This window comes from Photorhabdus sp. HUG-39 (assembly GCF_963878365.1).
GTDB classification, from domain to species: domain Bacteria; phylum Pseudomonadota; class Gammaproteobacteria; order Enterobacterales; family Enterobacteriaceae; genus Photorhabdus; species Photorhabdus kayaii.
The window spans coordinates 1-14,195 of the sequence record NZ_CAWNWY010000060.1; the positions used below are offsets into that span (position 1 = coordinate 1).

The 14,195-nt window shown below is 34.6% G+C and carries 14 protein-coding genes and 2 pseudogenes; 1 reads left to right on the forward strand and 15 read right to left on the reverse strand.

Going from position 1 to position 14,195, the window contains the following annotated elements:
• Positions 1-111: 111 nt before the first annotated feature.
• From tnpA to AAC155_RS23195, 15 genes and pseudogenes are all read right to left on the reverse strand, one after another.
• Positions 112-573 carry an IS200/IS605 family transposase gene (gene tnpA, locus AAC155_RS23125; RefSeq protein ID WP_113044298.1) on the reverse strand — a complete coding sequence of 154 codons (462 nt, stop codon included), beginning with the start codon at positions 571-573 and terminating at the stop codon, positions 112-114.
• Between the two features lie 316 nt (positions 574-889).
• A pseudogene (locus AAC155_RS23130) lies at positions 890-1,171 on the reverse strand (antiterminator Q family protein); the annotation flags it as partial.
• Positions 1,172-1,238: 67 nt separating this feature from the next.
• Positions 1,239-1,748 carry a DUF6622 family protein gene (locus tag AAC155_RS23135; protein WP_228903045.1) on the reverse strand — a complete coding sequence of 170 codons (510 nt, stop codon included), beginning with the start codon at positions 1,746-1,748 and terminating at the stop codon, positions 1,239-1,241.
• Positions 1,749-2,358: 610 nt separating this feature from the next.
• Positions 2,359-3,105 carry a hypothetical protein gene (locus AAC155_RS23140; RefSeq protein WP_113044300.1) on the reverse strand — a complete coding sequence of 249 codons (747 nt, stop codon included), beginning with the start codon at positions 3,103-3,105 and terminating at the stop codon, positions 2,359-2,361.
• An 8-nt stretch (positions 3,106-3,113) separates the two neighbouring features.
• Positions 3,114-4,175, reverse strand: coding sequence for a citrate/2-methylcitrate synthase (locus AAC155_RS23145; protein ID WP_158536628.1), 1,062 nt, complete (start codon positions 4,173-4,175; stop codon positions 3,114-3,116).
• On the reverse strand, positions 4,165-4,983 hold the full coding sequence (locus AAC155_RS23150; protein ID WP_113044302.1) for a class I SAM-dependent methyltransferase: 819 nt from the start codon (positions 4,981-4,983) through the stop codon (positions 4,165-4,167). The genes AAC155_RS23145 and AAC155_RS23150 overlap by 11 nt, the downstream gene beginning before the upstream one ends.
• Before the next feature lie 78 nt (positions 4,984-5,061).
• Entirely contained in the window at positions 5,062-5,877 is an 816-nt protein-coding gene (locus tag AAC155_RS23155; RefSeq protein ID WP_113044303.1) for a hypothetical protein, read from the reverse strand.
• Positions 5,878-5,880: 3 nt separating this feature from the next.
• On the reverse strand, positions 5,881-7,062 hold the full coding sequence (locus AAC155_RS23160; protein WP_113044304.1) for an AMP-binding protein: 1,182 nt from the start codon (positions 7,060-7,062) through the stop codon (positions 5,881-5,883).
• Between the two features lies 1 nt (position 7,063).
• Complete coding sequence (locus AAC155_RS23165) at positions 7,064-7,729, reverse strand: class I SAM-dependent methyltransferase (RefSeq protein WP_113044305.1); 666 nt, start codon at positions 7,727-7,729, stop codon at positions 7,064-7,066.
• A gap of 220 nt (positions 7,730-7,949) precedes the next feature.
• Positions 7,950-8,612: a hypothetical protein gene (locus tag AAC155_RS23170; RefSeq protein WP_113044306.1), complete on the reverse strand. Its 663-nt coding sequence runs from the start codon at positions 8,610-8,612 to the stop codon at positions 7,950-7,952.
• Entirely contained in the window at positions 8,609-10,024 is a 1,416-nt protein-coding gene (locus tag AAC155_RS23175) for an AMP-binding protein (RefSeq protein ID WP_113044307.1), read from the reverse strand. The genes AAC155_RS23170 and AAC155_RS23175 overlap by 4 nt, the downstream gene beginning before the upstream one ends.
• A gap of 179 nt (positions 10,025-10,203) precedes the next feature.
• The gene (locus AAC155_RS23180) at positions 10,204-11,322 is read right to left on the reverse strand and encodes a beta-ketoacyl synthase N-terminal-like domain-containing protein (protein ID WP_113044308.1); all 1,119 of its coding nucleotides are present in this window, start codon (positions 11,320-11,322) and stop codon (positions 10,204-10,206) included.
• Positions 11,323-11,329: 7 nt separating this feature from the next.
• Positions 11,330-12,394, reverse strand: coding sequence for a hypothetical protein (locus AAC155_RS23185; RefSeq protein WP_113044309.1), 1,065 nt, complete (start codon positions 12,392-12,394; stop codon positions 11,330-11,332).
• A gap of 9 nt (positions 12,395-12,403) precedes the next feature.
• Complete coding sequence (locus tag AAC155_RS23190; RefSeq protein ID WP_113044310.1) at positions 12,404-12,790, reverse strand: acyl carrier protein; 387 nt, start codon at positions 12,788-12,790, stop codon at positions 12,404-12,406.
• A 1-nt stretch (position 12,791) separates the two neighbouring features.
• Positions 12,792-13,562, reverse strand: a complete 771-nt coding sequence (locus AAC155_RS23195) for an SDR family NAD(P)-dependent oxidoreductase (RefSeq protein WP_113044311.1) — start codon at positions 13,560-13,562, stop codon at positions 12,792-12,794.
• Positions 13,563-14,060: 498 nt separating this feature from the next.
• Between AAC155_RS23195 and AAC155_RS23200 the strand changes: the two are divergent.
• Positions 14,061-14,195, forward strand: a pseudogene (locus AAC155_RS23200) (transposase family protein); the annotation flags it as partial.

Sequence of the window (14,195 nt, forward strand, 5' to 3'; positions counted from 1 at the left end):
ATTCATCGATTTTTCGACGGTGATATTCGGATGCCAGCTTGTCTTTTTTTAAAGCAGAACGAGGCGGTATCATGACAGCGCTACCTTGCAGAGATGTACTGTGCCTACATTTTACTCAATTTTGTGGCTGTGAAAAGTTTTTAGAGGTTCCCTTAATTTATCCTGCATTAAATCTGACTTTTCTTGCTCTCTTATGTATTTCTGGATTGTGGCTTCATTGAGCCCCACCGTACTTACATAGTATCCTTCTGACCAGAACTTCCTGTTGCCAAATTTGTATTTTAAATTCGCATGCTTATCAAATATCATCAACGAACTTTTGCCTTTTAAATATCCCATAAAACTCGACACACTGATTTTCGGTGGGATACTCACGAGCATATGGACATGATCTGACATTAAATGGCCTTCAATGATTTCAACTCCTTTGTACTTACAAAGGTCTCGTAATATTTCACCTATGCTTGTACGGATACGGGCAAAAATGACTTTTCGTCTGTATTTCGGCGAAAAAACGATATGGTATTTGCACAGCCACTTTGTATGTGCTGAGCTTTGTGCTTTAATCCCCATAAACACCTTTCCTTATTTCAGTTACGTATATTAGCTTGAACATCTATAGCGTAACGGAAAGGTGTTTTTCTTGGTATAACCTCGGGTCTCCACCCGCATAGCGGGTGGTTTTATGTTTAAGCAGCTGACGCTACTTAAACTGGCTAAAGCCATAAATACGAAAAAGGCCGCAACAAAGTGCGGCCTTTACAATTGTTATTTAAATTTTCATTTCTATCGGTACGTAATAGCAGATGCTGCAAGAGCCAAATGAAATAAGCCCCGATAAGAATATTGGGGCTTATTAGCTTTAGCGCTTATTCGCAACTTTAACTGATTAGTACACTACCATAGCTTTTTGCGTACGCGTAAGCTTTTTGTGCTCTCGTATTTCATCATCCATTTCTAACTTAATATCGAGCATAGCCAGACATCCCTGTACAAAACTTTCTCCCTTTTGTAACCGGGAACGCACTTCAATATCCGATACTTCAAGTAAACGCGCTATAGACCGTTTGGAAAGCCCTAAAGCGTAGTACATAAATAAAACTTCAATTTCTTCAGACTTATCTACCGTTTGCAGCTTTGCTATACAAGCATCAATGATCAAGCCGTCGTTATCACAGCAGTTTTCTTACGCACGCTAACCAAAAAAATAACCTAACGAGAAGTAATATTGATCTTGGTTATGAACTCTTATTCTTACACCATGAAATAAAAAGATTCAGTGTTCCTCCCCAAAAAATACCATCAAGAATGCCGCTCAATAACCCGAAGAATAAATTATAATGTAATGAGTGTAGCAATATTGGGTAAATATTCAATAAAGCCATCATAAGAAACTTACTTACAAAAGTAATCATGATCACTATCAATATCAAAGGCGTACCTGGGCGAATAATTAAGTTGCTGTTAGTTTTTTTTCTTAATCGTGGTTGTGATCTCCATAGTATCCAACCAATAGTAGTACCGAAAATCAGACCGATTCCCATCATCACCAGTGATAAATTTGAGAAGTAGGTTTCCGTGAGAACACTATGTATTCCCCAAACTAAAAATACGGTAGGCAGCAAGAAAATGCGCCCTATACTCATTTCACGGTCTGAAAGAGCTTTAATGCCTCTTATGACAAGAAATACAAGCAGAATCCAGACCCATATAGGTGTGTCTTTTATAATAGTGATGTATTGTGGCATGTTGTCACTCATTAGTTTTTTTGTATGAGAAGTTTATCATTAAGGTGATTTTGCTTTCTTTCTGTAATAATCCCTCATTATTTAGGGTAAATATTTAGATACAAGCATGGTGAAAACAATAGTGCTTAAAGATAGTAAGCGGGAATGCTACTTTGATGTAAAAATGTAACCTATGATCCCATTTATTACAAGAACAAAAAGCCATATTAATGTTATATTTTATAAATTTTATAAAAAACAACATGATTGAACTTATCTTCTGAAAGCGAATCTCACGACTATGCAATCGTGAATAGCTTTTTTATGATTAAATTGGCTATAGCAATAATAGATAAAATTGTGTAACAGAAACTTGCAGGATAGTCAGAAATTAATGAAATCCAATCGAAACAATCGCTAATAAAAATAAATATAAAATTTGATAAATCTCATAAAGTTATCGGTTCATACGATGAAATAAGATGACGATTAATTACGATTAGAAAGGCTAAAAGCAAACCCCAAATTGTAAATTTTGTTTCTATGTTTAATGAAGTAAACATCATATAAGAATAGAGATTCCAGAGAATCAGAGAGATAAAAAATTTTAACAAATTATTCATGGCAGTGCCTACAAGAAGGAAAAACTGCCATTAGTATGACGTTCACCATTTTCATCACAGATAAAAAAATTACCTAACATTCCTTCACTATCAGTTTTGAGTGATACTGTATAATTATGATCAGGTCTTACCGCTTTCAGGAATTTGACTTTGTGTAATTTAATGATATCAGTCTTACTTTCATTCCTTTTACACAGAGAGAAAACAAGATCTATAAGTAATGAGCCGGGGCAAACAGGTTGTCCCGGAAAATGTTCTTGAAACAAATAATGACCTGAATTCAAATGGAAACCATAACAGTGGTTGCTGATAGGCCAGACTTCCCATAGGGAAATAGCAGAGTTTTCAATGGAAATCTCAGCGAAAGGCGTCTTTGATAATTCTACTTCACTGACGATAATGCTGGCTTGCGCAACAATTTTTTCTCTAGATCCTCCACTATAAACTCGGCAGTTAACACGGAAAGTGTTATAGATTCGCTCAAGTCCCCCTTCCACGATCATCTTATTGCCACATGATGCCACCTTACAGGAAAAATGTTCAATCATAACAGGAAGAAAACGCTGCTGCATTTTAGCTGAAAACTGTGAGGATACATAACGAACCGCAAACTGATTTAAGGCTTCAATCAACAGACTAATGGCACTGTGATTTTGATGCCCTTGCCAACTTGAAAGTAGTGCAACACTGGTTGCCATGTCTCTCTTTGGTTCAATACTCAAAGGTAAGCATATTGCAAGAAATTGTGTTTCCATGTTGCACCTTATAACCAGTGTTTCGGAAGTTCTTTGTATTTTTCACGCAATTCCTTCGAACTCATACCAAATGCATGTGCATTGAAACGTTGTCTATAATGACTCAATAGGATAGGTGCTCGACAAACAAAGAAAGCAAGTACGGCAATATAGGGATCAACCTGTCTCTGACTGAGTACACAGCCTAATAAATAATCTACATTAGCGTTTAATCCACAATAAGAGGTAATGGTATTAGCGAGTATTTTATAAGGAGTAAATATATCATTATATTGAGAAAAAAATGCATCAACACGCGTATCTCGTGGCATAACTGGATGGCCGAAGCCCGGATAGGGTTTAGTGGCACAATAGTTATGCATGGCACTCTTGATATTCCCTCGTTTTAAACGAGAAGATAAAGCGTTAAGTTTTTTCGTAACGAGTTGACAAGCACCTAAATGTGACGGACCGGCTGCACATAAAGCCCCTATTAAGGCATAATTAACACTGTTTTTAGTACTGGCAATAAATCTTACTGTCGCGGTGGTTGGTGTAACTATACCGAATCCACCTAATAACAGCGACATCATAAAACTGCTATCAATAGTATTATCAGTACAATCACTAAGTGACGTCAGAAACCATTGACTAAATGCGCGGCAATTTGTTAGTTGTGGAAGAGGAGGGATGTACTCTTTGCGTCTTGCAAGTTCAATTAGCCACGGTAACAACAGTATTACCATCAAATCAGATTGATCTTCTGTAATTGATTGTTCGGTAAGAAAAGACTGATCTATTTCTACTTGCATTAGTAGTATGATGAAGCGCTGTAAGGAAGATAATTCTTGGTTGCAGGGTAACAATTGGTGCATTTTTTGAATCCTTACTACACACGCACTGTTTTGTAATACTGTGCTGGCTTTCATTACCAGACTATCCATTTCTTCAAGTGATAAAGTATCACCGCTTAGAGAAAACCAAGTATTTTGTAAGTAGTGATAATTTTTCGCTAAGGTTAAAATGTTTTTCTGGCGAATATATAGAATGTTTTTTTCAATGTCATAGTAATCAATTGAGTTATTTTCCATGTTGTTCTCCATTGAGTGCAGGAAACCGATAAAGTCTCAAATTCATGTCGTTGCGCTCTTTGGTAGCAAACAAATAGTGTTCAAAACTTGTTGAACCTCTAAATTGAGAGTGATAAAGAAAATGAGGGATTCGCTCGATTACATTTACAATATCAATAGCTGAATTGAGAATGGCAGCATAAACGTTTCCTTTGTTTACGATAGACGATGAGAGCAGAATCAGATCAATGCCAGCATAGTTAAAATTCTCTCCAGCTTCAGTGATAAACGTTGCTCGTTCAACAGCCACTCCTTTATGGTGCCGCCAGTTTTCAAATACTTCCCGAGCTGACTCAATAGCATCTTTGTCGTAATCAATTGCAGTGACCTTGGCATTTGTATATTTCATCCACATCAGAATCGATGCAGGCATGGGGCCACAGCCAATATGACATATATGCTTAGGTGATTGTTCTAATAATTCTCTTTCGTCGAAATATAATGAGCGATAATGCTCAGTATAGAATTTTAGATTTTCACTTAAAGTAGATACTTCATTCCCGGTTAGTGTTTTTTTTCCACACATAAAACTGGCAATAATTGTTTCATGATTTTTCTCATCGAGAATAATTTTATTATCCAATTTTGAAAGTAATTGCTCCTGATTATGGCTAAATTTATGATATAAATCAGGATGATTTCTTTTAACAAACAAAAGATCATCACGTATTTGTTTTACTATAAGATCAAACTCTGGTAGTAATCCAGATTGTTTTTTTATAGGGTAACCTATTGCCTGATTTATTTTATCTATTATGTCATTTAACATAATTTAATATCCTTTTGTCTATTATTAAAATAGGCTTTCCCCTTAATAAAAGGGGAAAGCTTTCCTGCCTAATTTGTGTTATCCCTCCCCACTCCATGAGGAAAATTTATACAAATTAAGGTTCGTATCGTAACGTTCTTTAGTCGCTAACTGATAACGTTCAAAACCTTTCGGACGGTAGAATTCTAAGCTATAAAAGTACCTAGGTGTCCTTTCAATGATGCTCACTGTATCCTTATCTGAATTAAGAATGGCAGAAAAAACGCCTTCTTTGTTTAAGATAGCCCTGGAAATGATAATCAGATCCATACCCGCATAATTGAAATTTTCTCCTTTTGTGGCAACAAATGTTGCTCGGTCAGCAGAGATTTGTTTAGGCCGTCTCCAGGTTTCAAATACCGCACGGGCTGACTCAACAGAATATTTGTCATGGTCAATTGCTGTTATGTGTGCATCAGTATATTTCAACCACATTAGAACTGATGAAGGCATTGGTCCGCATCCAACATGACAGACATATTTAGGGTGGGAAAGAACATTCTTCAATAAGTCTTTCTCATCAAAATATAATGAACGGTTACGCTCAATATAGTAATTTTTCATTTTATCTACGGCTGAAGCTTCATCTCCAGAGAATGGCAACGTCCCAGTCATATAGTCAGCAATCATCATTTCCCAATTTTTACTATATGCTAGTGCTTTATTATCTAAAACTGACAGCAGCTGTGACTGAATTTCACAAAATCTATTATATTGACTAGGGTCATACTTTTTTACATCTAGAAGGTCATCACGTATTTTTGTGGTAAGCTCATTAAATTTTGGTGATAACGAGTATTTCTCTATTGGATAATTTATTGCTTCATTTATCTTATTTATTATATCATCAAACATGATTTAACTCCGATTATCTATGATTAACAAATGCTTTCCTCGTGGAGATAGAGAAAAGTCGTTATAGTCTGTTTTAATTAAACAAACATTTCCTCGCTTTCTACTATAAACTTCAGCTAACTCTGGTATATTTCGTATTTCTTCTTCTAGGCTATCTAAATCAACTTTATCATTTTCTTTAGACAAAACTTTTATCATGAGACATTCTTTACCCTTATTATCAGAAGATAATTCAATTTGTATTTTAGCATCGGGTAATTTATTGACAATAAGGCGTGTTATTTTTTTACAATTAACAACATTCCCCATGAAGTTAAATTCATCTATATGACGTCTGATATCAGTTAAGAGCAGATTCTCGTTTCTATAACTGATTTTTGCATTATCACCAGTAGGGTATCGGATCAAACGATATGACGCTGTGTGATCCAATGAAGTAACTAACAACCCAAACTTATTATCATATTCAAAAAAGAAGTCCTCTTTAAAGAGAATATATTGATCATGATTCTCAGTAGAAAGTCCCAGAAAACCACACTCAGACAACCCATACAGTCCAATAATTTTTAAATCATTCCCTAATATATCCAGAATATATTTTTCCTGGTCTTTTCGAAGGGATTCACCAGTGAAAACTATCTTTTTTATTGATAATGAAATATCAAAATACTTCATTGCCTCAATAAATTGAATAATTGAGGCAGGCACACCAAATAATACGGAAAGACCAACTTCTACGAGAAAATGAAAATGTTTTTTATCTAAGAGTCTAATATCTCCGATTGGAATTACATTGGCATGACAGTATTTTGCTATTTCACAGGCAGAGTAGTGTAATGATGAGAACAAATTAATCGTAAACAGATTACCTACTACGTCCTGGCAAGTAAAAACTTGTTGTTTTTTTAGCCTGACAATAAGATTATGTTCACTATTGGAAGCTGAATTTTTACTCACTTTGAAAGCAGTCCGTACAGCCTTCATTGTTCCTGTGGTTCCGCTGGTTGTGCCTATCAAGGCAGGAAAAGAAGCCGCTTCTATCGGTGTATTCACAGGTAAAAGTATTTGCTTGTTTACAGGCACTATACTGCAAAATTCTTGATAATCAGAAAAATAGAGTTGTGTTATTGTTGCCAGACGTTCCCGTTCACTCTGGAATAGTTGTGAATTGTCATAATTTTTCATATTACACCTTCTTTTTTATAAGAATTTCACAACCTAAAGCACCTATCCCGGTTCCTTTTTTCACATGGTATTCAATGTTTTTCATCTGGCATGAGGATAGTAGTGACTGAATTTGTTCTAACGTATATTTCTCATCGATACTCATATTGGGAACACCACATTTTTCTCGCTCTTCGTTAAATAACTTAATGGCTTTTTCATCTGCATCAGCCAATGGTTCATGAATAATGGCAATCCCACCTTTATCCAATACACGACATATTTCCTGTAAACCTTTTTGGGGTTCTGACCAATGATGAATAATTGACCTTCCATAAACTAATGAGAATATCTGTTCATTAAATGGTAATGCACTGGCACTACCTTCATACACGGTTATTTTCGATTGTAACGCGTGTTTTTTTATTTTCTCCCTACAGAAAGTAACCATACGTAAATCAAGATCAATTCCGTTTAAGTGGTAATGGATAAGTTCTGGAGCATCTAATAAATTAAAAAGCATATGGCCTGTCCCCATGCCCACATCCAATAAACTATTTTTTTCTGAGGTGATAGTTGCCATCTCTTCAAGAAGGCGTTTTCTAAGATAGAAGTTCCATATTGAAGTTCCTACAATTGCAAAATTTTCGTATTGCTCAGGAGTTAAAGCAACAAATAAATCTTTCATTATTCATGTCCTTATAGTGTATGAATAGAAAATAAAATCACCTAATCTAATGCATTATTGTGATGTTTGTCTATGTGATTGAAATTAGGTTTTACCTATAAACATGACTTACCACATGACGCATATTTAATTTATTTTTTAATTTAAATACTTTTATATTTCAATATCTGAAAATAAATAATTTTTCGAAAACATTAGGGCGCTTATGTAGATACTATTGTTACACTAACGAATTACTATCATCTAAGACAGAAACAAGAGAGTCATTCATTAACGTAACCGCAATTATTGAACCATCAATCTCGTAATAAGTACAGTGTATTTTTGGAATTTTAAGTTTAATTTCACTCCCAACATAAATAAATGTGCACAGTTGATCATCGAATTTTTCCAACACATAATCGTCAATATTAAAGGTAAATGGCTGAAAATAAAATAATGCTTTATAGATACTTTCCATACAGCAAAAAACAACTGTTGATAAGTAAATTTTATCTGTATTTGGGTTTAAATAACTCTCATATTTTCGTAGATAATCAATCATAAAATGGCGTACTTTTCTATGATAATAAAGATACTCAATATCAACACCAATATAGCCAACTTCCGGTATATGACTTAAGAGCAGTGCAGTAAGCTGCTTACCATGACTGACACTGTAATAGCTGTTAACAGCAGCATAATCAGTACTAAAAAGCTCTTTTAATAAGATTAAACTATATTGCTTAGCAAATTCTCGTTGGCGTATAGTATTACTGGCTTGGCTCATAAAAGAAGGTAACTTTATAGGGTAATGTTTTTCTTCATTTAGCAAAGTATTTTCAGTATATGAAAACAAGCAAAGAAACAGATTTGATTTTAAATTAATAAAAACCCTTATCATTTTACCCCCGATGATATGAATTTTATTTTACCTGTATTAGTTGTAGGAATAAAGGGGATAGTATTTACTATAAAGTCGTAACGGTGCCAAGACTGTAATAGCAAATTCTTTATATTACTAACCATTTCTTTTTCCACAGTTGATTCGATATTTATCTCAATGAAACCTTCAGAGTTTTTGCTAAAGTAGTGACGGACGTAACCAAGTTCCTGCATAATTTGATTAGATATTTCTTTTTCAGGGAAAAATTTTCCATTAATTTTAAACTCGTTCACAGTACGTGAAATCCAATAATAACAATCGTCACTATCTTTTTCGAAGAGATCACCAGAGTTAAACCATCCATCATTATGTAAGAGAGTCAGGTTACTATCGACATACCCATCGGCAGAATATGGTGTTTGATAGTACATTTGACTAAAGCCAGTTGTAAAATCAGTGTTTTTTTTCAATTGAATTTGAATTTCGTCAGATATAACAAAACCTGGAGCGACCACGCTATTACGGCTTCTTTTTTCGATATCACTGGTCGTTTCAAATTTATGGCAAAATAAACGAGGACCAGATTCAGTCTGACCAAAATTGTTCCATAATACATCACAACAATTCATTATTTGTGTCGCTTGAAAGGTAAGTAAACAATCTGATGCATTTAGAACAGTTGCTAACCGTGTACGGCTTTCAGTTAGTACTTTACTTAGTGGAAGCATCAAATCACCAATCAAGGGCAGGGTATTGATAGAATAAAAATGGATTATCTCATTAATACTGCTCAATCGATAGTGTTCGAATATTAATCCTCCTTCTGAAATTAGAGTGCTTAACATAGTAGATAGCCCATACATATACTGTACAGGAAAAATACACAGGGTATTATTGTCAGAAGTTATCTTCAGATAACACCGGACTTTTTCAGCATTCTCGGTAAGTCTAATTTCCTTGTATTGCATCAGCTTGGGCTTACCGGTTGTCCCAGAAGTCATAAAGTAAAAATAGGCATATGGAAACGGAGTAAAATCGTATGTAGATCTGATATAATTTGAACCAGAACAATGAGAAGTAAGGACAATCTTCTTATTTATAGGGATTCTTGCTTGACATGCTGGATTCATTACGTAAGCAGCAATATTATCCTCTTTTACCAACATTTGGACTGTGGTGATATCACGGATATTCACAATCATCGCTTTTAGTTTAAGTGCAGAAGCAAGGAAATAATAGAGCATTCCTTCTAAGTTGTTTCTGATTAGAAAAACGAATAGCGCTTCTCGATTAGTCTTATAATGAGCAGAGTGAATGAAGATCTGTGTGATACCACTTTGCACCATTGCCGTAAAATCGGCACCATTATAACTTTCATTTTTAACTTTAACGCGCCAATTGTTCTGTAATAAAGATACGATAGTTAACATATCAATTATTCTCAATAATGTTAGGGTTGCCGAGTACTAAGCTGGCTGCACTACCACCCATACCAAATGAATTTTTTATCGCATAATGCAAAGGCATATAAGTATGTTGTCTAACTAGCGAGATATGTTCCGGCAATTGGGAATCTGGTTCATCAAGGTTTAAAATACCGGGTAAGAAATTATGCTGAAATGGCTACAATAACAGTAAGTATTTCCATAGCTCCAGCTGTCGCGATCAGATGACCATGATTTGATTTGGTTGCAATAATTGCCGGCTGATGTTCACCAAATACTCTGGAAATAGCCCGGGATTCATGAAGATCATTTTGTACCGTTGATGTACCGTGAGCACTAACAAAATCGATATGACTCTTAGCAATCTTCGCATCTTTCAGTGCCCTTTCCATCGAAAGCCTCATTTCTAGTTCATCATGGTGTGGAGCCACTATATTTTCAGCGCACAAGGAACTGCCATATCCCAGTAACCGCACCAGTGATATTCCTTGGCGTGCTCGAACGGCTGATTCTTTTTCAATAACAAATAAAACTGCACCTTCTGCTAATACAAAACCACTACGATTGCGATCAAAGGGACGTGACAGTTGTGAACCCGTATAACGATTATCAGTCGTAATGACCCCCATCCCTTCTAAGCGTGCCACATTTAATGGAGTAACCTTAGCAGAAACCCCTCCTGTGATAGCCGCCTTTATCTGGCCTCTCTGGATAGCACGCATAGCCAATCCAATACTTTGCGTTGAAGCTGAACAAAGTCCAAGATGAGCAAAACTGGTGCCAGTGTACGGAATAATATTATGAATAGATTTAAGAATGGCACCGCATTCTAGGTCGAATAATTCTCTGACTTTAAAATGTTCAATTGATGCTTTGATACGATTTTCTCTAGTGGCATTCAGTGGTAGTTTTTTAGTAAATTCAATACACTGATCTATATCCATAGCAGGTTCATCTGTGCCAATTATACAACCTATTTCATTGGATGAATAATAATCCATTAACCTTATCTGACGGGAAAGTTCAATAGCTGCTTTTTCTGCATAGAAAAGCTCACCATTACGGAAATGTTTTTTCTTTGGCCACTGAAGTAATTCATTCCCTTCATCGGGTATGCCAGCATAAGATGAACTCAGAGAGTGATGGTCAAATTTTTTAATAGGCTTAACTCCACTGATATTATTTTTCAAATTTAAATATATATCTTCCAATTTATTACCGAGTGGAGTGATTGCACTATATAAACTAATACACAACGGGTCGAAAGGTAGATTTTTATCCATTTTCACGTCACTTTTTAGTTAAAAAAACACATCCCAAACCGTAATTTATTCCTGTGCCATTTAACAATAATCTACAGCCATTAGGAATTTCCGGGTCATTCAGGCAACATAGAATATCAAGGATATTGTTTAGCCTACCAGTATAACCTGTAATTAACTTGTAATTCATAACTTTTGCATCTGGAAATATCTTTTCTATTGAATTATACTCAGCTTCTTTTTGTTCTAAAATCCCATTATCATAACTGATTATTATATCGGGAGTACCGTGTTTCTTTTTTTGTTCGATAAAAATATTTTTCCAATCTTCATGTGTGTATTTTACTTTCGGGGCATAATGAATAATAATGGAAATTATTTCAGCTAGTGCTTCATGCGGATCATGATCCAAATGGAGAATAACACTACCCCAGCTAGGAATAATACCTGAGTTCATTGACGTATTTTCACGAATTTCACCAAATTTACCAAACACGGTTAAGATATCAGAACTTAACATATTTGCGCTATTTATAATTAATACTCCTTGCTTAACATCATTATGAATAATGTCTTCTTTGGCCATTTTTAAAGCACTCATGCCACTTAATGATGCGGAACGCAAAGGAATTCCCTCTTCATGATTAGAGAGTATCTTGGAAATATGATAAAGAGGATTAGTCGGCAATAAGCGAAGCATTTCCAATGGGTTATCTAACTTATTAAAATAAGATAGATTTTTCCAAAAATCATCAGCCCCTTTATGAACAACCTCTTTCAACGTATTCAAATTATGTTCCTCACTATCACAAGCTGAGTAAAGTCTTGCTTTTGATAAAAATTTAAGATTGGTTTTTTTCCCCAGATCAGCTAATGCATTGATTGATAATTTAGATATAGTATTTAATACAGCCCGATCTTCTCGTTTAATCAATGTAGGATCACTGATAGAAATTTTAGATTCAGAATAAATATTTACTAATGGAAAATTTCTAGCCGTTTTAGATTTATAGGTCATTAATGAAAGTAAATCTGTACTACTTTTAGCATACTGATGATAAACACCATAATTTTTAATATATGATCTTCTCATATTTTATTCCTAGTTTTGTAGAGAATGAACTAATTTTTGATTTATATAATAAATAGTGAAGTATTTGTATAATTCTTTAAACTCTATTTCAAAATCATTAATTACAGCCTTATTGGAAAATTTTAGTTGTCTGTTTAGATGGGAAATCCCTTCGGATGTCCATTTTTTATCTTTAAATGAATAGTTTTCTTCCAGTGTAGCCATTTTATTTATAGGCCATAAGGTATCAGGGGTAATGTCAATATTAAGATTTTTCTTCAACTCAAAAGAAAAATCAATAAAATCGATAGATGTCATATCATAATCTAAGAACAATGACTTATTTACATCTATTTTTGTATCTTCACTAATGTACATAACGTCTTTGAATACTTTTTCTATCACAGAAATATACATATTATATTAACCTCTCACCGTTTCCTAATGTTAACGTGATACCTGTAGTAGTTATTTGGTTATTAATAAAAGAGTTTATAGTATTAACAATGTCTTGTGGTAAAAGTAGTTGACGGGTGGGGATGTTTTTTTCAATGTCACGTAAAGTGATACCTTTTTTATCACAATATTCTTTCAACATATGTGTTTTTATATAACCGGGGCTAAGGCATAAAGTTCGTATGTTAAATCTTGCAAACTCTAATGCTATATTCGACATATATCGCTCCATAGCCATTTTTGTTGCTCCATAGACACTATTACCAATATTTGTCTTGTGAGCAGCCACGGAACTAATATAAATAAATTTTGCTTCTGATTCTTTGTATAATTTCATGTTTTTAGCAATAACATTAAAAATAAATGTAGCAGAAATAAAATTTATCCAGGTGATGTTTTTTATAGTATCTGGATCTAAATCATCACACAGTTTAGCTGGGTTAATCCCTGCACAATAAATTGTTACATTAATTTTTTCGCTCTCAATAAGTTGACAGAATTCAGTGACTCGTTCTTCGTTCATTAAATTAAGTTGTACTGGCTTTACGCGATCACCATATTTTTCTTCTATATTTTTTACTTTTTCGTCTCCTTTCCACCAAGTAAACATAATATCATAACCTTGTTTAATTAGATCATTAATTACCGCCTCCCCTATTTCTGAAGTGCCAGCCAAAATTAGTGCCGAACGTTTATTTGTTAATTTCAATTCACTATCAACAATAAATTTCATAATAAAATCCCATCAAAATAGAATAGTAATTTACTTTATCGGAACGTTATTTCCCATAATCAGTTACATTTTTCTTTATCAATCACATTGGTTGACTTTTATATTATTATTCTTATGTTATCATTTTTATGAGTAATTACTTTAGATGGTTCTGTCGCATTAGCGAAACATCAGGTGAGTTCCACTAATGTGACAGAACCACAAAATGCGACCTCTACAATTATTATTTAGATTTTCACTTCTATCGGTACGTAATAGCAGATGCTGCAAGAGCCGAATCATAACCACCCGCATAGCGGGTGGTTTGCTCTAGCCCTATAAGGGCATATTACCGACTGCGCCTAAATGACGCCCTTTCTCTTCGTTCAAGATAAGTGTCTTTGCTTCTTTGGCTTACCCCTTGAAGGCAGGGCGCGAGCATACTTTTTTACCCCCCCCCTTGAATGAACCGTAATTATATGATCTCATTCTCCTTATTTTTCTTTTTAATACTCGCCCATGAATCCGAACCAGACCCTGATTGAACATTTAACCGTTGTGAAAGAAACTCGTTCTGACATCAATCGTCAATACGAGCTGATTGATGTTATTTTTCTTGTCATCAGCGCCATTCTCGCTGGCGCTGAAGGTTGG